Source organism: Xanthomonas arboricola pv. juglandis (assembly GCF_001013475.1).
GTDB classification, from domain to species: domain Bacteria; phylum Pseudomonadota; class Gammaproteobacteria; order Xanthomonadales; family Xanthomonadaceae; genus Xanthomonas; species Xanthomonas arboricola.
Map to the genome: position 1 here is coordinate 703372 of NZ_JZEF01000003.1, position 23917 is coordinate 727288.

The 23917-nt window shown below is 67.0% G+C and carries 28 protein-coding genes; 6 read left to right on the top strand and 22 right to left on the bottom strand.

Annotation, left to right across the window (positions count from 1 at the left end; genetic code table 11):
* Positions 1 to 60: 60 nt before the first annotated feature.
* From ptsP to XARJCFBP2528_RS13780, 13 genes are all read right to left on the bottom strand, one after another.
* Positions 61 to 1791: a phosphoenolpyruvate--protein phosphotransferase gene (ptsP, locus tag XARJCFBP2528_RS13720; RefSeq protein WP_047124800.1), complete on the bottom strand. Its 1731-nt coding sequence runs from the start codon at positions 1789 to 1791 to the stop codon at positions 61 to 63.
* Between the two features lie 58 nt (positions 1792 to 1849).
* Positions 1850 to 2119, bottom strand: a complete 270-nt coding sequence (locus XARJCFBP2528_RS13725) for an HPr family phosphocarrier protein (RefSeq protein WP_016904613.1) — start codon at positions 2117 to 2119, stop codon at positions 1850 to 1852.
* A complete protein-coding gene (locus XARJCFBP2528_RS13730; protein WP_016904612.1) occupies positions 2112 to 2504 on the bottom strand; it encodes a PTS sugar transporter subunit IIA in 393 nt (130 codons plus the stop codon). The genes XARJCFBP2528_RS13725 and XARJCFBP2528_RS13730 overlap by 8 nt, the downstream gene beginning before the upstream one ends.
* Positions 2505 to 3048: 544 nt before the next feature.
* Complete coding sequence (rapZ, locus tag XARJCFBP2528_RS13735) at positions 3049 to 3921, bottom strand: RNase adapter RapZ (RefSeq protein WP_016904611.1); 873 nt, start codon at positions 3919 to 3921, stop codon at positions 3049 to 3051.
* Positions 3918 to 4868 carry an HPr(Ser) kinase/phosphatase gene (hprK, locus tag XARJCFBP2528_RS13740; RefSeq protein ID WP_016904610.1) on the bottom strand — a complete coding sequence of 317 codons (951 nt, stop codon included), beginning with the start codon at positions 4866 to 4868 and terminating at the stop codon, positions 3918 to 3920. Before hprK ends, rapZ begins: the two co-directional genes overlap by 4 nt.
* Positions 4865 to 5323 carry a PTS sugar transporter subunit IIA gene (locus XARJCFBP2528_RS13745; RefSeq protein WP_026064839.1) on the bottom strand — a complete coding sequence of 153 codons (459 nt, stop codon included), beginning with the start codon at positions 5321 to 5323 and terminating at the stop codon, positions 4865 to 4867. Before XARJCFBP2528_RS13745 ends, hprK begins: the two co-directional genes overlap by 4 nt.
* A gap of 21 nt (positions 5324 to 5344) precedes the next feature.
* Positions 5345 to 5662 (bottom strand): ribosome hibernation-promoting factor, HPF/YfiA family, encoded by a 318-nt coding sequence (gene hpf / locus XARJCFBP2528_RS13750; protein ID WP_016904608.1) that lies wholly within the window; start codon positions 5660 to 5662, stop codon positions 5345 to 5347.
* A gap of 87 nt (positions 5663 to 5749) precedes the next feature.
* Entirely contained in the window at positions 5750 to 7189 is a 1440-nt protein-coding gene (locus tag XARJCFBP2528_RS13755) for an RNA polymerase factor sigma-54 (RefSeq protein ID WP_039813353.1), read from the bottom strand.
* A gap of 40 nt (positions 7190 to 7229) precedes the next feature.
* Positions 7230 to 7949, bottom strand: a complete 720-nt coding sequence (gene lptB, locus XARJCFBP2528_RS13760; RefSeq protein WP_016904606.1) for an LPS export ABC transporter ATP-binding protein — start codon at positions 7947 to 7949, stop codon at positions 7230 to 7232.
* Positions 7949 to 8494: a lipopolysaccharide transport periplasmic protein LptA gene (lptA, locus tag XARJCFBP2528_RS13765; RefSeq protein WP_026064838.1), complete on the bottom strand. Its 546-nt coding sequence runs from the start codon at positions 8492 to 8494 to the stop codon at positions 7949 to 7951. Before lptA ends, lptB begins: the two co-directional genes overlap by 1 nt.
* The gene (gene lptC, locus XARJCFBP2528_RS13770) at positions 8472 to 9047 is read right to left on the bottom strand and encodes an LPS export ABC transporter periplasmic protein LptC (protein ID WP_016904604.1); all 576 of its coding nucleotides are present in this window, start codon (positions 9045 to 9047) and stop codon (positions 8472 to 8474) included. The genes lptA and lptC overlap by 23 nt, the downstream gene beginning before the upstream one ends.
* On the bottom strand, positions 9044 to 9592 hold the full coding sequence (locus tag XARJCFBP2528_RS13775) for a KdsC family phosphatase (protein WP_024938741.1): 549 nt from the start codon (positions 9590 to 9592) through the stop codon (positions 9044 to 9046). The genes lptC and XARJCFBP2528_RS13775 overlap by 4 nt, the downstream gene beginning before the upstream one ends.
* 49 nt (positions 9593 to 9641) lie before the next feature.
* A complete protein-coding gene (locus tag XARJCFBP2528_RS13780; protein WP_016905062.1) occupies positions 9642 to 10643 on the bottom strand; it encodes a KpsF/GutQ family sugar-phosphate isomerase in 1002 nt (333 codons plus the stop codon).
* Positions 10644 to 10696: 53 nt separating this feature from the next.
* Between XARJCFBP2528_RS13780 and XARJCFBP2528_RS13785 the strand changes: the two genes are divergently transcribed.
* From XARJCFBP2528_RS13785 to XARJCFBP2528_RS13795, 3 genes are all read left to right on the top strand, one after another.
* Positions 10697 to 10924, top strand: coding sequence for a BolA family protein (locus XARJCFBP2528_RS13785; protein ID WP_016905061.1), 228 nt, complete (start codon positions 10697 to 10699; stop codon positions 10922 to 10924).
* Positions 10925 to 11043: 119 nt separating this feature from the next.
* Positions 11044 to 12318 (top strand): UDP-N-acetylglucosamine 1-carboxyvinyltransferase, encoded by a 1275-nt coding sequence (gene murA / locus XARJCFBP2528_RS13790; RefSeq protein ID WP_039526178.1) that lies wholly within the window; start codon positions 11044 to 11046, stop codon positions 12316 to 12318.
* Positions 12315 to 12638: a hypothetical protein gene (locus XARJCFBP2528_RS13795; protein ID WP_016904620.1), complete on the top strand. Its 324-nt coding sequence runs from the start codon at positions 12315 to 12317 to the stop codon at positions 12636 to 12638. The genes murA and XARJCFBP2528_RS13795 overlap by 4 nt, the downstream gene beginning before the upstream one ends.
* 212 nt (positions 12639 to 12850) lie before the next feature.
* On the opposite strand, the gene XARJCFBP2528_RS13800 is transcribed toward XARJCFBP2528_RS13795, so the two are convergent.
* The 5 genes from XARJCFBP2528_RS13800 to purM all read right to left on the bottom strand — a co-directional run bounded on the left by XARJCFBP2528_RS13800 (position 12851) and on the right by purM (position 16727).
* Positions 12851 to 13534 (bottom strand): DUF3108 domain-containing protein, encoded by a 684-nt coding sequence (locus XARJCFBP2528_RS13800; RefSeq protein WP_016904621.1) that lies wholly within the window; start codon positions 13532 to 13534, stop codon positions 12851 to 12853.
* Positions 13535 to 13537: 3 nt separating this feature from the next.
* On the bottom strand, positions 13538 to 14365 hold the full coding sequence (locus tag XARJCFBP2528_RS13805; RefSeq protein ID WP_016904622.1) for a DUF3108 domain-containing protein: 828 nt from the start codon (positions 14363 to 14365) through the stop codon (positions 13538 to 13540).
* A 65-nt stretch (positions 14366 to 14430) separates the two neighbouring features.
* Positions 14431 to 15084, bottom strand: coding sequence for a phosphoribosylglycinamide formyltransferase (gene purN / locus XARJCFBP2528_RS13810; protein WP_016904623.1), 654 nt, complete (start codon positions 15082 to 15084; stop codon positions 14431 to 14433).
* Between the two features lie 36 nt (positions 15085 to 15120).
* The gene (locus tag XARJCFBP2528_RS13815) at positions 15121 to 15579 is read right to left on the bottom strand and encodes a hypothetical protein (RefSeq protein ID WP_026064842.1); all 459 of its coding nucleotides are present in this window, start codon (positions 15577 to 15579) and stop codon (positions 15121 to 15123) included.
* A gap of 14 nt (positions 15580 to 15593) precedes the next feature.
* The gene (gene purM, locus XARJCFBP2528_RS13820; protein ID WP_026064843.1) at positions 15594 to 16727 is read right to left on the bottom strand and encodes a phosphoribosylformylglycinamidine cyclo-ligase; all 1134 of its coding nucleotides are present in this window, start codon (positions 16725 to 16727) and stop codon (positions 15594 to 15596) included.
* A 22-nt stretch (positions 16728 to 16749) separates the two neighbouring features.
* On the opposite strand from purM, the gene XARJCFBP2528_RS13825 reads away from it, so the two are divergent.
* Genes XARJCFBP2528_RS13825 through hda form a run of 3 tightly spaced genes read left to right on the top strand, consistent with a single transcriptional unit; the run spans position 16750 to position 19732 of the window.
* The gene (locus tag XARJCFBP2528_RS13825) at positions 16750 to 17862 is read left to right on the top strand and encodes a DUF2066 domain-containing protein (RefSeq protein ID WP_016904626.1); all 1113 of its coding nucleotides are present in this window, start codon (positions 16750 to 16752) and stop codon (positions 17860 to 17862) included.
* Entirely contained in the window at positions 17859 to 19025 is a 1167-nt protein-coding gene (locus XARJCFBP2528_RS13830) for an AI-2E family transporter (protein WP_047124802.1), read from the top strand. Before XARJCFBP2528_RS13825 ends, XARJCFBP2528_RS13830 begins: the two co-directional genes overlap by 4 nt.
* Positions 19022 to 19732: a DnaA regulatory inactivator Hda gene (hda, locus tag XARJCFBP2528_RS13835; protein ID WP_039515168.1), complete on the top strand. Its 711-nt coding sequence runs from the start codon at positions 19022 to 19024 to the stop codon at positions 19730 to 19732. The genes XARJCFBP2528_RS13830 and hda overlap by 4 nt, the downstream gene beginning before the upstream one ends.
* Positions 19733 to 20103: 371 nt before the next feature.
* On the opposite strand, the gene murU is transcribed toward hda, so the two are convergent.
* From murU to XARJCFBP2528_RS13855, 4 genes are all read right to left on the bottom strand, one after another.
* Complete coding sequence (murU, locus tag XARJCFBP2528_RS13840; RefSeq protein WP_047124803.1) at positions 20104 to 20814, bottom strand: N-acetylmuramate alpha-1-phosphate uridylyltransferase MurU; 711 nt, start codon at positions 20812 to 20814, stop codon at positions 20104 to 20106.
* Positions 20811 to 21833: an aminoglycoside phosphotransferase family protein gene (locus tag XARJCFBP2528_RS13845; RefSeq protein WP_047124804.1), complete on the bottom strand. Its 1023-nt coding sequence runs from the start codon at positions 21831 to 21833 to the stop codon at positions 20811 to 20813. Before XARJCFBP2528_RS13845 ends, murU begins: the two co-directional genes overlap by 4 nt.
* 58 nt (positions 21834 to 21891) lie before the next feature.
* Positions 21892 to 22164: a GlsB/YeaQ/YmgE family stress response membrane protein gene (locus tag XARJCFBP2528_RS13850; RefSeq protein WP_006452367.1), complete on the bottom strand. Its 273-nt coding sequence runs from the start codon at positions 22162 to 22164 to the stop codon at positions 21892 to 21894.
* Positions 22165 to 22333: 169 nt separating this feature from the next.
* Positions 22334 to 23827: a M20 family metallopeptidase gene (locus XARJCFBP2528_RS13855; RefSeq protein WP_016904770.1), complete on the bottom strand. Its 1494-nt coding sequence runs from the start codon at positions 23825 to 23827 to the stop codon at positions 22334 to 22336.
* Between the last annotated feature and the right edge of the window lie 90 nt (positions 23828 to 23917).

Sequence of the window (23917 nt, forward strand, 5' to 3'; positions counted from 1 at the left end):
CGAAACATACAGTGCCGCTCGCAACGCGTTAGAACATCGCCTGCGCGATGACGCGATCGCTCAGCGCGCCAGGCCCTGCGCAACGGTAGCCAGCCACTTCTCGATGCCCTTGCGGTCGCGCGCGCGCAGCAGCTTGTCGCCCTGCACGCGCAACTCGCCCAGGTGGATGTCGCGCACCGCACGGCGCACTTCCAGCAGCGTGGCCGGATGCAGGCTGAACTCGGTGAGCCCCAGCGCCAGCAACATCGGCACGAAACGCGGGTCGCCCGCGATCTCGCCGCACACCGCCACCGGCTTGGCGTACGCGCGCCCGGTGGCGATCACCTGCGCGATCAGGCGCAGCACCGCCGGATGCAACGGCGAATACAGCTCGCCCAATGCCTCGTTGTTGCGATCCACCGCCAGCAGGTACTGCACCAGATCGTTGGTGCCGATCGACAGGAAATCGATGTCGTCGATAAAGCAGTCCAGCGCCAGGGCCGCAGCCGGCACTTCGATCATCGCGCCCAGCGGAATGTGCTCGGCGATCTCGTGGCCTTGTTCGCGCAATTGCGCGGCCAGCTTCTTGATCTGCCGGCGCAGCAGCTGGACTTCCTCGCGGCCGCTGACCATCGGCACCAGGATGCGCACCGGCCCGTAGCCGGAGGCGCGCAGGATCGCGCGCAACTGCGCCTGCGCCACCGCAGGCCGGGCCAGCGACAACCGCACCCCGCGCAAGCCCAGCGCCGGGTTGTCCTCATCGCTCAAGGTCAGGCCGGTGCGGTCGGCCTTGTCGGCGCCCAGATCCAGGGTGCGGATGGTGACCGGTCGCCCGCTCATGCCCAGCACGGTGTCGCGATAGGTGTGGAACTGTTCTTCTTCGTCCGGCAACTCGTTGCGCTGCAGGAACAGGAATTCGGTGCGATACAGGCCAAGGCCGCTGGCGCCGAGCGCGTGCGCCTTGGCCACGTCCTCCAGCGATTCGGCATTGGCCAGCAGCGTGATATCGACGTTGTCGCGCGTGCGCGTGGGTTTGGAGCGCAGCCGTCCCAGTTCGCGCTGTTCCTTGGCCAGCGCGCGCAGGCGCTCGCGGTAGTCGCGCAGATGCTCGGGCTTGGGGTCGACGATGACCTGGCCGGAGCCGGCATCGACAATCAATACGTCGCCATCGTCGATCCGCTGGACCGCATCGCTCACCCCCACCACCAGCGGCAGGTGCAGGCTGCGCGCCAGGATCGCGCTGTGCGACAGCGCGCTGCCGGCGGTGGTGACGATGCCGACCACCCCTTGCGCCTGCAGCTGCGCCAGCTCCGACGGCGCCACGTTGTCGCAGACCAGGATCTCGCCGGCCACGCCCTTGAGGTCGGGCGCGCGCTTGTGCAAGAACGCGTGGATGCGGCCGATGACGTGATCCAGGTCGTCCATGCGGCTCTTGAGGTAAGCGTCCTCCATGCCGTCGAACACCGCCGCCAGCCGGTCGCGCTGCACGCGCAAGGCGTAGTCGGCGCTGTAGCGGTGGGTGCGGATCAACTCGTCCAGGCCTTGCAGCAGCTCCGGGTCGTCGAGCAGCAGCGCATGCAGTTCGAGGAATTCGCCGACCTCGCGCGCAAGCGCGCCATGCAGGCGGTCGCGCAGCTGCTGCATTTCGGTGCGTGCCGCCTCGATCGCCACGTGCAGACGCTGCAGCTGGGTTTCCACCTGGCTGGCAGGCACGCGTTGTTCGGCCACTTCCAGCGTGTGGCTCTGGCGCACGCGCGCGCGTCCGAGTGCGTTGCCGCGCGAGGCGGCGTGTCCACGCAAACGCAGGCTCATATGCGGCCCTGGCGCGGACGCGCCCTGTCGGTCAGCCCCGCACCGACGCGGCGCATGCTCAGCTGTCCTCGTCGAAACGACGCTCGAACAAGTCCACCAGTGCCTGCAGGGCTTGCGCTTCGTCCTCGCCATCCAGCCGCACCACCACGCTGGTGCCCTGGCCGGCGGCCAGCAGCATCACGCCCATGATGCTCTTGGCATTCACCTCGCGGCCCTTGGCCGCCAGGGTGGCGTTGCTGCGATAGGACGACAGCGTCTGCACCAGCTTGGCGGTTGCCCGCGCATGCAGTCCGAGTCGGTTGGAAACTATGAGTTCGCGTTCAAGCATCGTCGATGATCGCTCCGTTGCGGGTGCCTGCCGCCGCGGTGGCGGGCAGCTCCTGCAATCCTTGTTCGGGGTAGTTCATCACCCGCAGCAGCATCGGCAGGCTGAGCGCGGACACCCGGCGAACCGGCGTGCCGAGCTTTGCCAACCGGCTGGCGAGATTGCTGGGGCTGGCGCCGTACAGGTCGGTCATGACCAGCACGCCGTCGCCGCTGTCGACCCGTCGCATCGCCGACGAGGCCTGGGGCAGCAAGGCGTCCAGGTCTGCATCGAGCGGCACATCGAATGCTTCGGTCTTCAGCGGCAACTGCCGCAACAGCCCCGTCGCCACGTTCAACAACGCCGCGCCGATGCCGGGATGAGTAATGAGGAGAATGCCACAGGCCATGCCGAAACGTTAACAGGTCGGCATGACCGCGCGATAGCGTCTGCTGGCACCGATGTGTTGCGAAATGAATAGCCGTTTAGGACCGCGGCAGCATGTCGCGTGCAGCGCATGCAGTAAGCGCGCCGCTGCCCGCACGGCAATGATCGCGACGCCCGGAGTCTGCCAATGCGAACCGCATCACAAGCGAACGCTGCAGCGCGCACCTGGCAGGCAGTCCCCGATCAGAACGCGCAGACGAATGCACCGATCAAAAGTTTTTTCCGCAGACCCAATGCCTGCGCCAGGCCGAACAATCTGCGCCCGCAGCAAAACTAAGGAAGCAGCAGTGACAAGGACGGCCTGCAGCTCCAAATGAGCTACCAAGATCAAAGCCTCGACAGCAAGCGCGGGGCGGGGACCCGATGCCGAGGCCAACCCGCAAGGCCAAGCTTCAAAGCACAGATGTCACCGACCGTACGCACATTCCAAGCCGCATGACACCGCTTTGACGATTCCCGATTCCCGATTCCCGATTCCCCAATCCCGATTCCCCAATCCCAGCCCCTCAGTCCTGCTCACGATGAAACGTCGCCACCTCCGGCCAGCCCTGCTCGCGCGCATGCCGCGCCATCCGTTCGGCCAGATACACTGAGCGGTGCTTGCCGCCGGTGCAGCCGAAGGCGATGGTCACATAGCTGCGGGTGTCGTTGCGCAGCCGCGGCAGCCAGGTGTCGAGCAGGTCCACGATCTGCGCGCTGTAGCGCACCACGTCCGGTTCCTTGTCCAGATACTCGCGCACGCCGGCATCGCGGCCGGTCAGCGGGCGCAGTTCCGGGTCCCAGTGCGGATTGGGCAGGACGCGCGCATCGAACACGAAGTCCGCCTCCGCCGGCACGCCGCGTTTGTAGGCGAACGATTCGAACAGCAGCGACAGCCGGTCGCTGCTGCCGAGCGCGAATTCGGTGACCACGCGGCGACGCAGCTGGTGCACGTTGAGCGCGCTGGTGTCGATGATGGCATCGGCCTGCGTGCGCAGCGGTTCGGTCAACTGCCGCTCGCGGGTGATCGCTTCCGGCAAGGCCAGGCCGAGATGGCTGAGCGGGTGGCGGCGGCGGGTATCGGCATAGCGCTTGATCAGCGCCTCGTCGCTGGCCTCGAAAAACAGCAGCCGCGCCTCGATGCCGTATTCCTGCGCAGCCTGGCGCCATTGCGCCAGCTGGGTCAGGTCGCTGCGGCTGCGCACATCGATGCCCACCGCCAGACGCTGGTCGCCGAGCGGGTTGCCGCGCAGGCGGCTGCGCACGAAATCCGGCAGCAGCTCCACCGGCAGGTTGTCCGAACAGTAGTAGTCCAGATCCTCGAAGGTCTTCAACGCAACCGATTTGCCCGAGCCGGACAGCCCGCTCACGATCATCAACGTGGAGGGCGCGGTACTCATGGCGTGCGTCGCTCCAGCAGGTTGCTGTGGCGGGCGATGAACATCGCCGCCGGGTCGATGCCCTTGGTGCGCAGGATATGCAGGCGCGTGGCCGCTTCGGTCAGCACCGCCAGATTGCGCCCGGGCATCACCGGCAGGGTGATCAGCGGCACGTCCAGATCCAGCACGTGCCGGCTGCCGGAATCGCCGGTCAGGCGTTCGTAGCCCGACGGGGTGGGCTCGGTCATCGGGCGGGTCAGGTGCACGATCAGGCGCAGGTACTTGTTCTTCTTCACCGCGGTGTCGCCGAACATGTCGCGCACGTTCAATACGCCCAGGCCGCGCACTTCCAGCAGGTCCTGCAGCAGTTCCGGGCAGGTACCGTCGAGTACGTCGGGGGCGATCTGGGTGAACTCGGGCGCGTCGTCGGCCACCAGCCGGTGACCGCGGCTGAGCAGCTCCAGCGCCAGCTCGCTCTTGCCCGAGCCCGCCTCGCCGGTGATCAGCACGCCGATCGAATAGATCTCCATGAACACGCCATGCAGCGTCACCCGCGGCGCCAGCGTGCGCGCCAGGTGGTAGGAGAGGTGATTGAGCAACTCGTGGCCGCGCTTGGGCGAGATCCACAGCGGCGTGTTGGATTCGTCGGCGGCCGCGCGCAGGTCTTCCGGGCAGGACTGGTTCTTGCTGATCGCCAGCGCCAGCGGCTGCACCTGGATGATCTTTTCGATGGTTTCCCAGCGTTGCCGCGCATCCAGCGAATCCAGCCAGGCCAGCTCTTCGGTGCCCAGGATCTGCACCTTGTTGGGATAGATCACATTGAGATAGCCGGCCAGCGACGGGCGGCGTGCATTGTTGCTGCCGGCCTCGATCTCGCGGTGCTCGCCTTTCTGGCCCGCCACCCAGCGCAGTGCCAGCTTGTCGCGTTGCTGGTCGAACAGTTCGCGTGCGGTGATGCTGGTATTCATGCGGCGCTGGCCTGTGCTGGCGGTGCGTCGGTGAGCAGCGCCATCAAGGCGTCGGCATTGGGGGCGGCGCGCAACTGCTGACGGAAGTCCGCGTCGGAAAACCGCTCGGCCAGTTCCGACAGCAGCATCAGATGCTGGTGGGTGTAGTGCGCAGGCACCGCCATCGCAAAGATCAGGTCCACCGGCTCGTCGCCACCGAAGGCCACCGGGGTGTCCAAGCGCAGCAATGCGCCGCGCGGTTCGGTGAGGTTGGGGCAGCGCCCGTGCGGGATGGCGATGCCGTGGCCGATGGCGGTACTGCCCAGGGCCTCGCGTTCGCACAGGTTGGCGTAGAGCTCGTCGGCACCGGCCTGGCGGCAGGACAGCAGGTCGGCGGCGGCATGCAGGACGGTGTCGCGATCGGCGGCCGGCGACACCACGGTGCGCACGGCCGCCATCAGATCGGTTAAAGGCATGAGGGCATCAAGCGGGAAGCGTCATGCGGGATTGTCGCGCACCTCGCGTGCATGGTGGTTACATTTCTTTTCCTTGTGCTTGAGCACAAGGCGGTCGAGCTTGTCGACCAGCAGGTCGATGGCCGCATACATGCTGGAGCCGCTGGCATCTGCGTGCAGGGTGCGACCGGGGAGGTTGACGGTGGCGACCACGTGATGATCTGGCTTGCGAACGGCCAGCTGGGTTCGGACTTCACAGTGCTGGTCGAAATGGCGCTGCAGTCGCTGCAGCTTGCTTGCCACGTACTCCCGCAGCGCGGGGGTCACTTCAAGCTGGTGGCCATACGTCTCGATACGCATCGGATACCTCCATTGGTCGGTGGGCCAATGAACCTTTCCGGTGCTCCGACTCACCCGGCGCAGGCCGGCGTTGCGGTGGGTGCAACGTCAGGCGATACGCACGCGTTCGTGGGAGGCGGAAATGTTCATGGCCTCACGATACTTCGCAACGGTGCGCCGCGCCACTGGTACGCCGGAGGTTTTCAGCAGATCGGCCAACTTGGCGTCGGACAGCGGTTTGCGCGGGTTTTCCGCCTCGATCAGGCGCCGGATCATGGCCTGGATGGCGGTGCTGGAGGCCTCGCCGCCGCTGTCGGTGTCGATGCCGGAGGCGAAGAACGAGCGCAGCGCGATGGTGCCGCGCGGGGTGCGCACGTATTTGCGCGCGATCGCGCGGGAAATGGTGGATTCGTGCAGGCCGAGCTCGCCGGCGATCTCGCGCAGGGTCAGCGGGCGCAGGGCCTGCGCGCCGAATTCCAGGAACCCGGCCTGGTGCTGCAGCAGGCAACGCACCACCCGCAGCAGGGTCTCGCCGCGCGCCTCCAGGCTCTTGAGCAGCCAGCGCGCCTCCTGCAGCTGGCCGCGCAGGTAGCCGGCGTCGGACTCGCCGCAACTGCGGATCAGGTTCTCGTAGCCGCGGTGGATGGTGACCTTGGGCTGCGCGCGGCCGGCCAGCGAGGCCCGCCACACGCCGCGCTGGCGCCAGATCACGCAGTCCGGCACCACGTAGGTGTCCTGCGACAGGTCGCCGATTTGTTTGCCCGGGCGCGGGTCCAGCGAGCGCACCAGCTGGACCGCCTGCTCGACATCGGCGGTGGAGCGCTTGAGTTCGTGCGCCAGGCCGGCCACGCCGCTGCGCGGCAGGCGCTCCAGCGGGCCGGCGACGATCTGCAACGCCAGCTCGCGCCCCGGAGTGGCCGGGTCGAGCACCGCCAACTGCAGTGCCAGGCATTCGCCCAGAGTGCGCGCACCCACGCCGACCGGGTCGAAGCGCTGGATCTGGTGCAGCACGGTCAGGACTTCGGCCTCGTCCACCGCCGCACCGAGCGCCAGCGTTTCCAGAATCGCCGACAGCGGCTCGCGCAGGTAGCCGTCCTCATCCAGCGCATCGATCAGCAGCGCGCCGATCTGGCGGTCGCGCGGCGACAGCGGCGACAGGTGCAGCTGCCACAGCAGATGGTCGGCCAGGGTTTCGGATTCGGCTACGCGCTCGGCGGCATCGCCGGACTCGTCGTCGTCGAAGCTGCCGCCGCTGCCCGAGCCGGTCCACTGCAGTTCGTCCTGCGACCAGTCGTCATCGCTTTCGGCCGGCGCCGGTTCCTCGCGCGGGGTGTCGTCGGTGGAGGCGGCCGACGACGCGTCCACCGGCAGCTCGTTGGCCGCATGCGCGGCCTCGTCGGCCCATTCCAGCAGCGGATTGGTCTCCACCGCTTCGGCGATTTCCAGTTCCAGCTCGGTGGTGGACATCTGCAATAGCTTGATCGCCTGACGCAACTGCGGCGTCATGACCAACTGCTGTCCTAGCGATGTCTGGAGCCGGGCTTTCATGCGGGCACTGACTGGAAGAATCGATGGCGCGGCGACGCGCTCAAAGGCGGAAAGTTTCCCCCAGATACACGCGACGGACGTCGGGATTGGCTAGCAGCGCATCTGGTGCCCCCTGCGCCAGCACGCCCCCCTCGGCGAGAATATACGCGCGGTCGCAGATTCCCAAGGTTTCGCGCACGTTGTGATCGGTGATCAGCACGCCGATGCCGCGTTCCTTGAGGTGGATGATGATGCGCTGGATCTCGCCGACCGAAATCGGGTCGACGCCGGCAAAGGGTTCGTCGAGCAGCATCATGCGCGGCTTGGCCGCCAGCGCCCGCGCGATCTCGCAACGCCGCCGCTCGCCGCCGGACAGGCTGGCGCCGAGCTGGTCGGCCACATGGGTGATCTGCAGCTCTTCCAGCAGCGAGACCAGTTCCTTCTCGCGGCCGGCGCCATCCAGCTCTTCGCGCAGCTCCAGCACCAGGCGGATGTTGTCGGCCACGGTAAGCTTGCGGAAGATCGACGGCTCCTGCGGCAGATAGCCGACACCGAGCTTGGCGCGGGCGTACATCGGCTCGGCGGTGAGGTCGCGGCCGTCCAGCTCGATACGCCCGGCATCGGCCTCGACCAGGCCGACGATCATGTAGAAGCAGGTGGTCTTGCCGGCACCGTTGGGGCCGAGCAGGCCCACCACCTCGCCGGCCTCGAGCGTGAGGCCGAATTCCTTGACCACTTCGCGTTGCTTGTACTTCTTGCGCAGACCGGTGGCGACCAGCATTACTTCTTCCCCTGCGGCTTGGCCGCGGGCTTGGCAGCCGGCGTCGCCGCAGGCGCTGCGGTCTTGGGCTGGATGATCGTGCGCACGCGGCTGCCGTCGCCGCCGCTCTGCATGTTGCCGGTCTTGGTGTTGTAGACCATGCGCTGGCCGGCGTTGGTGCCCTTGGGCGAGTCGACCTTGTAGTTGCCGGTCAGCACGATGACTTCGTTGGCGACCTGGTACTCGATGTTGTCGGCCTGGCCGTTCATCATCGCGCCGTCGTCCATCTGCTGCTTCAGCGTGGCCTGCTTGCCGGTCAGCACGACGCGGTCGGTCTGGCCGTTCTTCTGGAAGATGTCGGCGGTGTCGGCGTGGATTTCCAGCGTGCCCTGGGTGATCACCACATTGCCGCTGAAGCGGCACTTGCCGCTGTCGTCGAGCATGTTGCAATCGTTGGCATTGGAGTCGATCGCCATCGGCTGATTGCGGTCGCTGGTCTTGGCCATCGCAAGGGCGGGCAGCAGCAGCGCGGCAAACGCCAGTTTAGCGGGCAGCATTCGGTTCATAGCGGGTCTTGACCTGGGAAAGGAGCTTGTACTGGCGTGATTTGAGATCGGCCTCGAAGCCGACCCCGCTCTGCATGATACCCGGCCGGCTCATGCTCACCGGGGCCGCGGTCTTGGCGAGGTTCTGCTGCGGGAACACGTCCAGGCTCTGGGTGCGGAACGTGGTGGGCGGGGTCGCGCCGCCGGTGGGGCTGTCGCCCTCGACATCGCCGCGCAGGCGTAGCTCGTCGCCCGTGGGGCTGATCCAGCCGGTCTTGGAGCGCAGCGTCCACGGTTGATTGGTGTTGTCGGGCAGCAGGAACACCGGGGTGGTGACTTCGGAAGTGCGATCGGCACGGTTGCGATGCATTTCCGGCGCACGCAGCGTCATCGATTCCTTGCCGGTTTCCTTGTCCAGCGCAATCAGTTCGAAGTCGCGCAGCACGTAGTCGGCGCGCGCATCGTCCGTCGCCGCGGCGACCGGGCGCGCGCGCTGCTGCCACGCCGACCAGCCGGAAATCACCGCGGCGGCGAACAGCGCCACGCCCAGGGTGGTGCGCCAGTTCCAGCTCATGCGGAGAACCTTTCGATGATGCCCTCGACCTGGCCCTGCGCGGCCAGCACCACATCGCAGACCTCGCGCGCGGCGCCTTCGCCGCCACGTGCCCGGGTATGCCACTGCACGCGCTCGGCGATCCACGGGTGCGCATTGGCCGGTGCCACCGGCAGGCCGACCGCCAGCAGGGCCGGCAGGTCCGGCAGGTCGTCGCCCATGAACAGCACCTGGTCCAGCGACAGGCCGTGCTCCTGGCACAGGGCCAGCACTGCCAGGCGCTTGTTCTTGACCCCGATCTGCACATGCAGGCCCAGATCCTGGCCGCGTTTTTCCGCCGACAGGCTGGCGCGTGCGGTGATCAGCGCGACATGGATGCCGGCATGGTCGAGCTGCTTGAGCCCCTGGCCGTCGAGCACATTGAACGACTTGCTCTCGTTACCGGCATGGTCGTAATAAAGGCGGCCGTCGGTCAGGGTGCCGTCGACGTCGAAACAGGCCAGGCGGATACGCGCGGCGCGGTCGGTAATGTCGGCGGGCAGGTGTTGCAGGGGGGAATAGGGCATCGGCACGAATCGGTGAGAACGGGGTTCCAACGGTAGAAAACTGAACCTGTTAAACCACTTTGGCGCGCAACAGGTCGTGAATGTTCAATGCGCCCACCGCGCGCTGCTGCGCGTCGACCACGATCAAGCCATTGATCTTGTAATCCTCCATCAGCCGTGCGGCTTCGGCGGCCAGCTGGTCGGCGCCGATGGTGCGCGGGTTGCGCGTCATCACCTGGGCAATGCCGGCGCTGCGCACGTCGATGTCGCTGTCCAGCGCACGGCGCAGGTCGCCGTCGGTGAACAAGCCGATCAGGCGCCCGTCCGCGTCCACCACGGCAGTCATGCCCAGCCGCTTGCGGCTCATTTCCATCAGCGCATCGCTCAGGCTGGCGTCCTCGCGCACGCGCGGCAGGTCATCGCCGCTGTGCATCACGTCGGTGATGTGCAGCAGCAGGCGCCGGCCCAGGCTGCCGGCCGGATGCGAGCGCGCAAAATCGTCGGCGGTGAAGCCGCGCGCGTCCAGCAGCGCCACGGCCAGCGCGTCGCCCATCGCCAGCGAGGCGGTGGTGCTGGAGGTGGGCGCCAGATGCAGCGGGCAGGCTTCGGCCGACACGCTCACGTCCAGGTGCACGTCGGCGGCCTGCGCCAGCGAGGAGCTCGGGCGGCCGGTCATGGCGATGATCGGGTTGCCCTGGCGCTTGAGCACCGGCAGCAGCATGCGCACCTCGTCCGATTCGCCGGAATAGGACAGCGCCAGCACGATGTCGGCCTCGGTGATCATGCCCAGGTCGCCGTGCCCGGCTTCGCCCGGATGCACGAAGAACGCCGGCGTGCCGGTGGAGGCTAGGGTGGCGGCGATCTTGCGCGCGATATGCCCGGACTTGCCCATGCCGGTGGCCACCACGCGCCCGCGCGAGGCCAGTACCAGCCGACAGGCCGCGGCGAAGTCGCTGCCGATCCGCGCGCCCACGCTGGCCAGCGCCTCGCGCTCGATCTCCAGCACGCGCTGGCCGCTGGCGACCAGGCTGGCGTCGCTGACGGTGGCGGAGGGCAGGTGCGAGACGGCCATGCGGGACTCGGGTGAAGAGTAGAATGTGCGCTCATTTTATGAGGAAACGCCCTTTGGACGCCGAAACCATCCGTAAACTCATCGAATCCGGCTTGCCCGAAGCCCGCGTCGACGTGCACGGCGACGACGGCGTGCACTTCGAGGCGACCGTGATCAGCCCCGCATTCGCCGGCAAGGCCCCATTGGCGCGCCATCGCATGGTCTACGCGACCCTGGGCGAACTGATGGGCGGCGCGATCCACGCGCTGCAGCTCAAGACGCTGACGCCCGACGAAGGCTGAGCGTCAGCCGGGTCCTGGCCGGTCGGGCTGCGCCTGCGCCCCGACTGCCAGCGGCCCGGCCGGCTCCTGGCCACCCTTCCCATTCCCCCGACATCCCTTTTCGGATTTCCCAAGCTCCCATGGCAAAAATCGTAGTGACCGGCGGCCAAGCGCTGCACGGTGAGGTCAATATTTCCGGCGCCAAGAACGCGGTGCTGCCGATCCTGTGCGCGACCCTGCTGGCAGATGCGCCGGTGGAGATCAGCAACGTGCCGCATCTGCACGATGTGATCACCACGGTGAAACTGCTCAGCGAACTGGGCGCCGAGGTCACCATCGACGAAGGCACGCTGGCCAAGGGCCGCTCGATCCTGGTCGACCCGCGCTCGGTCACCCACCAGGTCGCGCCCTATGAGCTGGTCAAGACCATGCGCGCCTCGATCCTGGTGCTCGGCCCGCTGCTGGCGCGCTACGGCACCGCCGAGGTGTCGCTGCCTGGCGGCTGCGCGATCGGCTCGCGCCCGGTCGACCAGCACATCAAGGGCCTGCAGGCGCTGGGTGCGGAGATCAGCGTGGAGAACGGCTACATCAAGGCCACCAGCAACGGGCGCCTGAAGGGCGGCCGCTACGTGTTCGACATGGTCAGCGTCACCGGTACCGAGAACGTGCTGATGGCCGCCGTGCTGGCCGAAGGCACCACCGTGCTGGAAAACGCGGCGATGGAGCCGGAAGTCACCGACCTGGCCGACTGCCTGATCGCACTTGGTGCGCAGATCGAAGGTGCCGGCACGCCGCGCATCGTGGTGCAGGGCGTGGAGCGCCTGGGCGGCGGGCACCATGCAGTGCTGCCGGATCGCATCGAGACCGGCACCTTCCTGGTCGCCGCGGCGATGACCGGCGGCAGCGTCACCGTGCGCCGCGCCCGTCCGGACACCCTGGACGCGGTGCTGGACAAGCTCACCGAAGCCGGTGCCAGCATCACCACCACTGCCGACAGCATCACGCTGGACATGCACGGCAAGCGCCCGCGTGCGGTCAACCTGACCACTGCGCCGTATCCGGCGTTCCCCACCGACATGCAGGCGCAATTCATGGCGCTCAACTGTGTGGCCGACGGGGTGGGCGTGATCAACGAAACCATCTTCGAAAACCGCTTCATGCACGTCAACGAACTGCTGCGCCTGGGTGCGGACATCCAGGTCGAAGGCCATACCGCGATCGTGCGCGGCACCGAGCGCCTCAGCGGCGCGCCGGTGATGGCGACCGACCTGCGCGCGTCGGCATCGTTGATCCTGGCCGGCCTGGTGGCCGACGGCGACACCACCATCGATCGCATCTACCACCTGGACCGTGGCTACGAAAACATCGAGGAGAAGCTGGGGGCGCTGGGCGCGACCATCCGGCGCATCGCATGATCCTGCGCGGGCGCTTCACCACCCGGCGCAAGATCCTGCTCGGCGTGATCGTGCTGATCCTGGCATGGCTGGCCTATGCCTGGTCGGTCGGCATGGCAATCACTCAGGGCGTCGAGTTCAAGGACATGGACTGGAACAACGACGGCACCGCCGGCCGCGACGAGATCGCGCAGTCGTTCTATGCAGTGGCGGTCAAGAAGACCGTTGAAGGCAAGCGCCATTGCGACCTGTTCTACTGGCGCAGCACCGGCGAGCAGATCCGCGTGGACTGCCGCACGGTGTTCTCCAGCGGCGATGACAAGGCGGCGGGCAAGCCGTGAAAGTCGAGCGTTTCTGCGTGCTGCGCAGCGTCCGCCGCACGCCGATCGAAATGAAGAGCCGGGCTTGCAGCCGGGCTCTTCATCGCTGTCGGAGGCAGGATGCCTGTCGAGCAGGTTCCCATGCTCTGGTAGGAGCGTGCCCGCGCGCGACGGGGCGTTACCGATAAAGCCCCGTCGCGCGCAGGCACGCTTCTACCAGGCGCGCCTGGCGCTTAACGCAGGCCCTTGATGGTCAGATCCAGCGCGTCCTGGCCTTTTTCCTTCTGCAGCAGGCGTGCCGGCACCGGCAGATCCTTGACCACCCAGGCGATCAATTCCTTGTCGCCGTCCACGCGCGACACCTTGGTCGCCTGTTCCTGCTTGCCGTTGACGGTGATGGTTTCCTTGCCGACCACCTTGTAGCTCATCGGCTTGATGCGGCCTTCGTCCACCATGCGGTAGTTCAGCGGCTTGCCGGCGGCCAGGTCGCGGGTAATGGCCAGGTTGATCAGCAGCGCATCCATGTCACCAGGCTGCAACTTCACCGGGCCACGACGGTCCGGCTTGATGTCGCCGCCCCAGGTCGCCTGGCTGGTTTTCCAGTCGTAGTTGGCGGTGACGTTGCGGCGCTTGACCATCATCGACGAGGTGTCGTTGCTGCTGACCGGACGCAGTTGGCCGTTGCTCTCTTCGAACACCGTGCTCTGGGTCAGGTTGGCCAGCTGGTTCTGGATGGTGAGCGTATAGCGCCACTGATTGGCGCCGGCGGCGGCCAGGGTCATGGTGCCGTTGGCCTGCATGCCCATGTAGTTGGCCGAATAATCGGCCTGGAACGGCTGCATGGCGAACGCGGGCAGGCTGGCCACGGCCAGTGCGGCAGCGGCAATCAGCGAACAGGTGCGGGAAACAGTGTGCATGGGTCAGGCTCCTTGATATTCGACCAGGCGTAGATCGACCTGATCCTCACCTTTGTCACGTTGCAGGATGCGCACCGGCGTGGGAACGCCGTTGGCGATCCAGAGGATGGTTTCGTTGTCGCCGCTGTTGACGCGGTACACGCGCAACGCGTCGTAGCTCAGGTCGCCGACCTGTACCACCTCGGTGGCATCGGCGACCTTGTAGTCGTACTTGCGCACCCGGCCGACATCGACGTAGCGATAGCTCAAGCTGCGTCCGGGTTGCGCGTCGCGCATCAGCGACAGGTTCAGCGACAGCGCGCTCTGGTCGCCGCGCTGCAACGGAATCGCCTGCTGGCGCTCCTTCTTCAGATCGCCGTCCCACTGGGCGCTGGCGGTCTGCCAGTTGTAGACGCCGGTGACCTTCTTGCCGAAGAACATCGCCTTGCGCACCGTGCTCTGGCTCAACGGCACATAGGTGTCGCCATCGACGCGGAACACCGTGCTCTGTTCCAGGTTCAACCCCAGGATGCTGGCAAAACCCTTGCGGCCGCGCACCGACATGTCGATACGCCACTGGCTGCCTTCGCCGTTGCTGACCTGCATGGTGGCATCGCCGGCTTCCTTGCCACGGTAGAACGCCTGGTAGGTGGCCACGAAGGGTTGCAGTGGCGGCGGCGTCCAGGTGCTGGCAGGCAGGGCCGCTGCAGAGGCCGGCGCCGCTGGCGGCGCCGCACCTGGAGCAGGGGCTGCTGGCGCAGGCACGGCAGGCGCCTGTTGCGCACGGCCGGCACCGGCCGGGGCGAGCAGGGCGGTGGTCAACAGCGCGGTCGCGATCGGGAGGAGTTTCATGCGCTGGGAGGGAGGCACGGGGCCGCCAGGATGTCCGAGACAGGATGAGGAGGGCGTATCCGCATTCAGACGAGTGCGGTGTCAGCGGACTCTAGTCGCAGTGGCGTAAACAGGCACTGACCGTCGATATGGACGCCATCGCCACGCACCTCCACACGCCCGCTGGCGAGCAGGTCCAGCGTGGCCAGCAGCAGCGGGTGTTCGCGCGCCAGCACGCGCGCGGCCAGCTGCTCGGCGCTGTCGTCGGGCAGCACCGGCACGTGCGCCTGCGCGATCACCGTGCCGGCATCCAGCTCCGGCACCACCAGGTGCACGCTGGCGCCATGTTCGGTATCGCCGGCTTCCAGTGCGCGGGCATGGGTATGCAGGCCGCGGTACTTGGGCAGTAGCGAGGGGTGGATGTTGAGCATGCGCCCGGCAAAGCGGCGCACCAGCGGTTCGCCGAGGATGCGCATGTAGCCGGCGCAGATTACCCAGTCCGGCTGCGCGGCGGCGATCGCATCGCCCAGCGCAGCGTCGAAGGCCGCGCGGTCGGCGAAGTCGCGCGGACTGGCGCTCCAACGCAATGCCTCATCGACCTTGTGCAGTGCCGGCGCCTGCGGGCGATCGGAAAACACGCCGACGACCTCGGCCGGCAGCCGGCCGCTGGCGATGGCATCGAGAATGGCCTGCAGGTTGCTGCCACGGCCGGAGGCCAGGACCGCCAGACGCAGGCTCATGGGGTTGGGTTCGCTGAAGTCATGGGGCAGTGCGCGTCACGCGGCGGTGACGGTCGGAGCGAACAAGGCCTTGACCTGCGGGCGCAGCAGCACCACCAGCGTAAATACGCCGACGACGGTGCCGAACGGCATGAAGGAGCAGGAAATGCCGGCCACGATCAGGCACAGCAGATGCCGTCTGCGCTGGGCGATGCAGCGGCCCGCGTAGGCCATGAACGCCGCCAGCGTCAGGCCGCAGCCAATGAACACAGCCGCGAACACCACGAAGAACCAGCCGAACAATCGCGGATCCATCGATGGTGCGTCCGCGTTGGCATGTGTCATGGGCAGGTGCCCGGTGATGATTGCAATGCCCATGAACAGATGGATCAACGGGAAAAGCGAAAACAGCGCAGTGATGGCGGCCAGCACATAGTGAAAGACCGACAGCAGTTTCAGGTGCTGGAGATCGTCAGCGCTGGCCGATGCCGGCAGTGCGCGTGGGGAAGCGTCCATGCAGCTCTCCTCGATCAACCGATCCGCACGCGCTCGTCGCCCTGCGCCGGGACCACCTGGCCGATGCGCCAATGCACCAGCGACTGCGCATCCAGTGCTTGTTCCAGCGCGGCAGCCTGCTCGGGTGCGGCGATCAGCACGAAGCCGATGCCGCAGTTGAAGGTGCGCCACATTTCGGCATCGGCCACCGCGCCCTCGCGCTGCAGCCAGGCGAACACCGGCGGCAGCGTCCAGGCCTTGGCGTCGATGTCCAGGCCCAGGCCGTCGGGGATCACCCGGATGATGTTTTCGGTCAGCCCGCCGCCGGTGATGTGCGCCATGGCGTGGATGCTGTCGCCCTGCGACTTGAGCAGCGCCAGGATCGGCTTGACGTACAGCGCGGTCGGCGCCATCAGCGCATCGATCAGCTTGACGCCGTCGTCCAGCACCAGCTCGGCCGGTGAGCCGGCACGTTCGTAGATCTTGCGGATCAGCGAGTAGCCATTGGAATGCGGGCCGGACGAGGCGATGCCGATCAGCACGTCGCCCGCGCGCACCTGTGCGCCGTCCAGCAGCTGCGATTTTTCCACCGCGCCGACGGTGAAGCCGGCCAGGTCGTACTCGCCCGGCGGATACATGTCGGGCATCTCGGCGGTTTCGCCGCCGATCAGGGCGCAGCCGGACAGCTCGCAGCCGCGCGCGATGCCGCCGACCACCGCCGCGGCGGTGTCCACGTCCAGCTTGCCGGTGGCGAAATAATCCAGGAAAAACAACGGCTCGGCGCCCTGCACCAGCACGTCGTTGACGCACATGCCGACCAGGTCGATGCCGATGGTGTCGTGCCGGCCCAGCTGCTGCGCCAGCTTGAGCTTGGTGCCGACGCCGTCGGTGCCGGACACCAGCACCGGCTCGCGGTACTTGCCGGACAGGTCGAACAAGGCGCCAAAACCACCCAGACCGCCCATCACCTCTGGCCGGAAGCTGCGCTTGACCAGCGGCTTGATACGTTCGACCAATGCATTGCCGGCATCGATGTCGACACCTGCCTCACGGTAGGTCATGGGCGAGGGATTGGAAGGCGTTGGGCTGGTCACGGGCGGGGAGGGCTCGGCTGTAAAGGCGGCGATTTTAGCAGCCACGTTGGCGCTGGCGTCCCATTCGGGCAACAATTCACCCGGATACGCTTAAGTCATGGAACCGTCGATGCGCCGCAGTCTCGCTTTCTTTCTCGCCCTCGTGGTCGCCATGCCCCTCGCGCCAGCCTTTGCGCAGGCCGATCTACGCACCGAAGGCGACGTCGCCAAGGCGCAAAGTGCCTACGAGGCCGAAGTGCCGGTCAACAGCCAGAGCGAGTCCGATCGCCCCGGTGCGCTGGCGCGCGCGCTCGGCGCGGTGCTGGGCAAGGTCTCCGGCGACCGCGGCGTGATGAGCCGCCCCGGCGTCTCGCAGGCATTGCGCGGCGCGCCGGGCTATGTCGAAAACTACGATTACCGTCAGGACCAGGGCACCTCGCGCACCGGCGCGCCGACCTTCCGCACCGTGCTGGTGGCGCGCTTCCGGCAATCGGACGTGGATGGCCTGATCGCCGCGCTGGGCCTGCCGGTGTGGCCGCTGCCGCGGCCCAAGCCGGTGCTGTGGCTGGCCATCGACGACGGCAGTGGCCCGCGCCTGGTCGGCGTGGCGCAGGCCAATGCCGCGCGCAGCGTGCTGGACCGGGCGATCGAGCGCGGCTACCGGCTCGGCCTGCCCGGCGGTGCCGCCGCCGAGCAGGTGCTGGCCGGCGCGATCTGGCGCAAGGACACCGCCGCGGTGGCGCGTGCCTCGGCCAAGTACAGCCCGCCGATGCAGTTGATCGGCAAGCTCTACCGCAATGATGCCGGCTGGACCGCCGACTGGGTCTTCGTCGACAACGGCAACGTGCTGTCCAGCTGGACCAGCAGCGACGCCGACGCGCGTCGCGCGATGGCTGCAGGTGCCGACGGCGCCGCCGATGCGCTGGTCAAGCGCTACGCCAAGCGCGTGGATTCGGGGGTGCCCGGGGTCTACCGCGCGGTGATCACCGGCATCAGCAGCGCCGACGATTACCTGCGCGTCTCTGCCGCGCTGCAGGGCGTCTCGGTGGTGCGCAGCATCCGCCCGGTCAGTGCCAATGGCGACCGCATGGAAGTGGATCTGGAATTGCTCACGGGCATTTCCGGCCTCAACCGTATGCTCGGCGACAACAGCCCGTTGGTGCCCGTTTCGGTACCGACCGAGGGCCCGATCATTCTCGAAAACGAGCACGCCGAGTACCGCCTGAAATGACTTTGACTCCCGAAGCCGAGATCGCCCTGTTTCTGCGTCGCCTGAAATGGGTGGCGGTGACCGTCGGCGTGTTGTGGGTGGTATCGCTGTTGTCGCCGATCCTGACGCCGTTCGTGCTGGCGCTGCTACTGGCCTGGCTAGGCGACCCGCTGGTGGACCGTATCGAGCGCGCCGGCCGCTCCCGCAACATCGCGGTGGTGCTGGTATTCGTGCTGGCGCTACTGCTGTTCGTGCTGGCGCTGATGATCCTGGTGCCGATGATCGAGCGCCAGATCATGACCCTGATCGACGCGCTGCCGCAGATGCGTGCCTGGGCGATCAGTACCGCGATCCCGTGGCTGGAAGCCAAGACCGGCGTGGAGCTGATGGGCTGGCTGGACCCGGAGCGCCTGATCGACTGGATCCGCAGCCACTGGGAGCAGGCCGGCGGCGCCGCCAAGACCTTCTTCGGCTACGTGCAGCGGTCGGGCTTTGCGATGGTGACCTGGGTGATCAACCTGGCGTTGCTGCCGATCCTGGCGTTCTACTTCCTGCGCGACTGGGACCGCCTGGTCGAGCGTGTGGCCGCGGTCATTCCGCGCGCCTACATCGGCACCGTGAGCCGGCTGGCGCAGGAATCCAACGACGTGCTGGGTGGCTTCATCCGCGGCCAGTTCCTGGTGATGCTGGCGCTGGGGGCGATCTACGCCGTCGGCCTGTCCATCATCGGGCTCAATCTGGGCCTGTTGATCGGCATCATTGCCGGCCTGATCAGCTTCATTCCGTATCTGGGCGCCACCACCGGCATCGTGCTCGCCCTGCTGGCGGCGGTGGTGCAGGCACAGGGCTTCGACCTGAAGCTGCTGATCGGCGTCGGCGTGGTGTTCACCGTCGGCCAGTTGCTGGAAAGCTATGTGCTGACGCCGCGCATCGTCGGCGACAAGATCGGCCTGCATCCGGTGGCGGTGATCTTCGCGGTGATGGCGGGCGGCCAGTTGTTCGGCTTCCTCGGCATGCTGCTGGCGCTGCCGGTGGCGGCGGTGGCCAATGTGCTGCTGCGCTATGCGCATGAGCAGTACACGCGCAGCGATCTGTATGCGGGCGAACGTGCCGGCATCGTGCTGCAGTCCACCAACGAGCGCAGCGTGATCATCGACCCAGGCAAGGACACGGATCGGCTGTGAGCGTTCCGCAGTTGCCACTGGCGCTACGCGCGCCGCCCGATCAGCGATTCGACAGTTACATCGCCGCGCCCGACGGCCTGCTGTCGCAGCTGCAGGCGTTGGCGGTCGGGCAGGTGAGCGACTGGCTGTATCTGGCCGGCCCCGCCGGCACCGGCAAGACGCATCTGGCGTTGTCGTTGTGCGCGGCCGCCGAGCAGGCCGGGCGCGCCCCAGCGTACCTGCCTCTGCACGCCGCCACTGGCCGGTTGCGCGATGCGCTGGAAGCGCTGGAAGGGCGCAGCCTGGTCGCATTGGATGGCGTGGAAAGCATTGCCGGGCAGCGCGACGACGAAGTGGCGCTGTTCGATTTCCACAACCGCGCGCGCGCTGCCGGCACTACCTTGCTGTACACCGCGCGGCACATGCCCGACGGCCTGGCCTTGGTGTTGCCGGATCTGCGCTCGCGGCTGTCGCAATGCATCCGCATCAGCCTGCCGGTGCTCGACGACGCAGGGCGCGCGGCGGTGTTGCGCGATCGTGCGCAACGGCGCGGACTGGCACTGGACGAGGCAGCAATCGACTGGCTGCTGACCCATAGCGAACGCGAACTGGCCGGACTGGTGGCATTGCTGGACCGGCTGGATCGCGAATCGCTGGCTGCCAAGCGCCGCATCACCGTGCCGTTCCTGCGGCGGGTGCTGGAGGATCGCGGCTCTTCGAGCAGCTGACGGAATTACTGCGCTCAGCGCTAGGTAGGCGCAGGTTGCTTAGCGCTTGCCATCTGCACATCTATCGCAGTGTCGGTGCATTCGAGGCACATCGCCTGAAGCTTGTAGAGCAGCTGATCTGCGGCCTGGCTGCAGGGCCCTTGCCCGCCTACCATCGCGGGACACGCCGCAAGTACGTCCATGTAGGCTCTTACGCGGCATCCATGCCGCGTAAGGTCCCGCGACGGTAGGCGGGCAAGGACCTGTCGGGATGGTCGGTGCGCATGGACAAGAGCAGGAGCGGCGCCGGCGCATTGGCTGCAAGCCCATCGAGATGGGCGATTGAGCAATGCACGACGCGCGGCCGGGCGTTTGCAGCGGCGTGGCTGCGATCAGCCGCCGTCGCGCAGCAACCGGGCATCCAGCTCCGCCAGTCGCTGCGGCGTGCCGACATCGGTCCAGCGCCCGGCGTGGTGGATGCCATCGATCAGGCCTGCCGCCATCTGCGCGCGCAGGATCGGCGCCAGCGCGAAGCGCGGCGCGGTGCCGGTGTGCTCCGGGAGCTGGCCGATGACCGACTGCCAATCGCGCAGCAACGCCGGTCGATACATGCCGATGCCGGCGTAGGTCAGCGTTGCGGGTAGATCTGCGCGCACCTTGCCATCGGCATCCAGCGCAAAGTCTGCGCGCGCCGCATAGGCGGGTTGATCGACCAGCACCAGCTGGGCCAAACCTGTCGGCGCACTCGACAACCGCGCGAAATCGAAATCGGTCCAGATATCGCCGTTGACCAGCAGGAACGGGGCCTCGCCCAGCAACGGCAACGCATGCAGCATGCCGCCGCCGGTTTCCAGCGGGGTGGCGCCCTCGAAGGAGTACGTCAGCCGCAGCCCGAACGCGCTGCCATCGCCCAGTCCCTGCGGAAACTGCTCGGCCAACCACGAGGTATTGATCACCACCTCGTTCACGCCCAGCGCGGCCAGCTTACGCAGATGCCAGACGATCAGCGGCGTGCCGCCGACCGACAGCAGCGGCTTGGGCGTGCGCTCGGTCAGCGGACGCATGCGCTCGCCGAAACCGGCGGCGAAGATCAGTGCCTTCATGCGCCGGCCTGCGCGGAGCGTGCCGCCAGGGCAGGTTTGACCAGGTTTTCCAGCAGGACGATCAGTGGCGCAAGGTCCGGATGACGCGGCAACACCTCGTCCAGATAGACAATGAAACGCGGCACGTTATCCAGATACCAGTGCTTGCCGTCGCGATGGCTCAGGCGCGAGAAGATGCCGAGATTCTTCAGGTGCCGCTGCACGCCCATCCAGTCCGCATCGCGCAGGAATTGCGCCAGCGGCGGCACCGGCAATCCGGCCGCTGCGGCACGCGCGTGGTAGCGCTCCAGCCAGCCATCCACGCGCGCCAGCGGCCAACTCACCGAGGTGTCCTTGAACAGACTGATCGGGTCGTAGGCGATCGGCCCGATCACGCAATCCTGGAAGTCCAGCACCGCCGGCCCGTCGCCGACCGGCATCAGATTGCGCGGCATGAAATCGCGATGGGTAAAGACGCGCGGCTGCGCCAATGCATTGTCCATCAAGCGGCGCTGCACCAACTGCAGCTGCTCGGCCTGGCCGCAGTCCAGCTGCAGGCCGAGGTGGCGACCAAGAAACCATTCTTCGAACAGGCCGGCATCGCGTTGCAGCAGCGCCTCGCCGAACACGCCGCTGTCGGCAGGCGGCGCAATGCGCTGCAGCAGCAGCAACTGGCTGATCGCAGCATCCAGCAACGCGTCGGCATTGGCGTCGGTCAGCACCTGCGCCAGGGTCGGCACGCCCAGGTCTTCCAGTAGCAGGAAGCCGGTTTCAAGATCCTGCGCAAGCACCTGCGGCACACGCACGCCGTGAGTGCCGAGCAGGGCGTGCATGCGCAACCAGGGCGCCACGTTTTCCAGTGCAGGTGGCGCATCCATCAGGATGCGGTCCACGCCGCGTCCTTGGGTACGCCAGTAACTGCGGAATCCCGCATCGACCGAGGCACGTTGCAGCGTGACCTCAGGGTCGTTCAACGCCTGCTTCGCCCATTGCAGACGGAGCGCAGCGCGCGCGGTATCGGGAGTCAACGATGACGTCATGGGTAAATGCTGTGTCGTGAAGTGAGGTGCAGCCAGGTCGGCAGCGGCGGCGGGTCGATCAACGCTTGCTGCCGCTGAACAGGCGCAGCAGCGCCAGGATCGCGATCGCACCCAGCAACGCACCGAGGAAACCGGCCGGTTCGCCAGCGTGGTACCAGCCCATGTAGCGGCCGAACCAGCTGGCCACCACTGCACCGGCGATGCCCAGCACGATGGTCAGCAGGCAACCCAGTCGCTGCGTGCCGGGCGTGATGAAACGGGCAAGCAGCCCGACCACGAAGCCGACCAGAATGATGTAAAGCCAGCTGTCGCTACCGAAGAGATTGTTCATCGCAGGCACTGAGGGAAGTGGGATCGGCAGACTAGCATTCGCCGCCGTGGCAACCACATGTGCAGCGCCGACTGCCGCGACGGTGTTGGGGCTACGTCCATGCGCGCGCCGCAACGCATGGCAATGCCATTGGACCGCCCCGGCATGCGCGGGGCGGTCCAGGGGTCAATCAGCAGCAGCCATGCCCGCCATGACGGGTGCCGCTATCGGCCGCCACCGGCGAGCCGCTGGTCTCGCCGCGCAGGCAGGCGGCGTGGTGCTCGGCGATCACCTTGGACACGCAGGCCGTGACCCGTTTGCCCATCGGGATATGCAGGAACTCGTTGGGGCCATGCGCATTGGAATGCGGGCCGAGCACGCCGGTGATCATGAACTGCGCGCCGGGGAACTTCTCGCCCAGCATGCCCATGAACGGGATCGAGCCGCCTTCGCCCATATACATCGCCGGCTTGTCGAAGAACGCCAGGCTGGCGTCGTCGATGGCTTTTGCCAGCCATGGCGCCATCTCGGGTGCATTCCAGCCCGATGAGGCCTTTTCCAGTTCCAGCGTCACCTGTGCGCCGTTGGGTGGGTCGCGCAGCAAGGCCTCTTTCAGCAGTTCGCCACAGGCCTTGCCGTCGGCGGTCGGCGGCAGGCGCAGCGACAGCTTCACCGCGGTCTGCGGACGCAGCACGTTGCCGGCCGACGCCAGCGGCGGCATGCCATCCACACCGGTGATCGACAGCGCCGGGCGCCAGGTGCGGTTCAATACCAGCTCGGTGAGGTCGTCATGCATCGGCACCAGGCCATCGACCATCGGGAACTTGTCGAAGATGGCGGTATCCAGCGTCGCCGCCGCGGCCTTGGCCTGCGCCAGCCGTTCGGCCGGCACCTGCACATGCAACCCATCCAGCAGGATGCGGCCGCTGGCTTCGTCCTCGATCCGCGACAGCAACTGACGCAGCAGGCGGAAGCTGGATGGCACCACGCCGGAGGCATCGCCCGAATGCACGCCTTCCTCCAGCACCTTCACGCTCAGGTTGCCGCCGGTCAGCCCTCGCAGCGAGGTGGTGCACCACAGCTGTTCATAGTTGCCGCAGCCCGAATCCAGGCACACCACCAGCGATGGCTTGCCGATGCGTGCGGCCAGATGGTCGACATAGGCCGGCAGGTCGTAGCTGCCGGATTCCTCGCAGGCCTCGATCAGCACCACGCAGCGCGCATGCGGCAGGCCCTGGGTGCGCAGCGCCAGTACCGCCGCCAGCGAACCGAAGATCGCATAGCCATCGTCGGCGCCACCGCGGCCGTACAACTTGTCGTCGCGCAGCACCGGCTCCCATGGGCCGAGGTCCGCATCCCAGCCGGTCATTTCCGGCTGCTTGTCCAGGTGGCCGTACAGCAGCACGGTGTCGTCGCCCGACTCGGCACCGGTTGCCGGAATCTCGATAAAGATCAACGGCGTGCGGCCTTCCAGGCGCACCACCTCGACCTGCATGCCCTCGATCGCCTGCGCGCGCGCCCAGGTTTCCATCAGGGTGACCGCCTGCTCCATATAGCCGTGCGCAACCCAGTCGGCGTCGAACATCGGCGATTTATTGGGAATGCGGATGTAATCGACCAATTGCGGGACGATCTCGCGGTCCCAGGTGTCGCTGATGAATTGGTCGATCTTGGCGCTGTCCATGGAGACTCCGAATACGTGACGTAACGGCACATTCTACGCCCGTGCCTGGGGGTAGGTATTTCCCTACAAGGCGGCGCGCAGTTCACCGGC

Coding starts and splice junctions, on each gene's coding strand:
- ptsP (WP_047124800.1), bottom strand. CDS start 1,791: ATGAGCCTGCGTTTGCGTGGACACGCCGCCTCGCGCGGCAACGCACTC.
- XARJCFBP2528_RS13725 (WP_016904613.1), bottom strand. CDS start 2,119: ATGCTTGAACGCGAACTCATAGTTTCCAACCGACTCGGACTGCATGCG.
- XARJCFBP2528_RS13730 (WP_016904612.1), bottom strand. CDS start 2,504: ATGGCCTGTGGCATTCTCCTCATTACTCATCCCGGCATCGGCGCGGCG.
- rapZ (WP_016904611.1), bottom strand. CDS start 3,921: ATGAGTACCGCGCCCTCCACGTTGATGATCGTGAGCGGGCTGTCCGGC.
- hprK (WP_016904610.1), bottom strand. CDS start 4,868: ATGAATACCAGCATCACCGCACGCGAACTGTTCGACCAGCAACGCGAC.
- XARJCFBP2528_RS13745 (WP_026064839.1), bottom strand. CDS start 5,323: ATGCCTTTAACCGATCTGATGGCGGCCGTGCGCACCGTGGTGTCGCCG.
- hpf (WP_016904608.1), bottom strand. CDS start 5,662: ATGCGTATCGAGACGTATGGCCACCAGCTTGAAGTGACCCCCGCGCTG.
- XARJCFBP2528_RS13755 (WP_039813353.1), bottom strand. CDS start 7,189: ATGAAAGCCCGGCTCCAGACATCGCTAGGACAGCAGTTGGTCATGACG.
- lptB (WP_016904606.1), bottom strand. CDS start 7,949: ATGCTGGTCGCCACCGGTCTGCGCAAGAAGTACAAGCAACGCGAAGTG.
- lptA (WP_026064838.1), bottom strand. CDS start 8,494: ATGAACCGAATGCTGCCCGCTAAACTGGCGTTTGCCGCGCTGCTGCTG.
- lptC (WP_016904604.1), bottom strand. CDS start 9,047: ATGAGCTGGAACTGGCGCACCACCCTGGGCGTGGCGCTGTTCGCCGCC.
- XARJCFBP2528_RS13775 (WP_024938741.1), bottom strand. CDS start 9,592: ATGCCCTATTCCCCCCTGCAACACCTGCCCGCCGACATTACCGACCGC.
- XARJCFBP2528_RS13780 (WP_016905062.1), bottom strand. CDS start 10,643: ATGGCCGTCTCGCACCTGCCCTCCGCCACCGTCAGCGACGCCAGCCTG.
- murA (WP_039526178.1), top strand. CDS start 11,044: ATGGCAAAAATCGTAGTGACCGGCGGCCAAGCGCTGCACGGTGAGGTC.
- XARJCFBP2528_RS13795 (WP_016904620.1), top strand. CDS start 12,315: ATGATCCTGCGCGGGCGCTTCACCACCCGGCGCAAGATCCTGCTCGGC.
- XARJCFBP2528_RS13800 (WP_016904621.1), bottom strand. CDS start 13,534: ATGCACACTGTTTCCCGCACCTGTTCGCTGATTGCCGCTGCCGCACTG.
- XARJCFBP2528_RS13805 (WP_016904622.1), bottom strand. CDS start 14,365: ATGAAACTCCTCCCGATCGCGACCGCGCTGTTGACCACCGCCCTGCTC.
- purN (WP_016904623.1), bottom strand. CDS start 15,084: ATGAGCCTGCGTCTGGCGGTCCTGGCCTCCGGCCGTGGCAGCAACCTG.
- XARJCFBP2528_RS13815 (WP_026064842.1), bottom strand. CDS start 15,579: ATGGACGCTTCCCCACGCGCACTGCCGGCATCGGCCAGCGCTGACGAT.
- XARJCFBP2528_RS13825 (WP_016904626.1), top strand. CDS start 16,750: ATGGAACCGTCGATGCGCCGCAGTCTCGCTTTCTTTCTCGCCCTCGTG.
- XARJCFBP2528_RS13830 (WP_047124802.1), top strand. CDS start 17,859: ATGACTTTGACTCCCGAAGCCGAGATCGCCCTGTTTCTGCGTCGCCTG.
- murU (WP_047124803.1), bottom strand. CDS start 20,814: ATGAAGGCACTGATCTTCGCCGCCGGTTTCGGCGAGCGCATGCGTCCG.
- XARJCFBP2528_RS13845 (WP_047124804.1), bottom strand. CDS start 21,833: ATGACGTCATCGTTGACTCCCGATACCGCGCGCGCTGCGCTCCGTCTG.
- XARJCFBP2528_RS13850 (WP_006452367.1), bottom strand. CDS start 22,164: ATGAACAATCTCTTCGGTAGCGACAGCTGGCTTTACATCATTCTGGTC.
- XARJCFBP2528_RS13855 (WP_016904770.1), bottom strand. CDS start 23,827: ATGGACAGCGCCAAGATCGACCAATTCATCAGCGACACCTGGGACCGC.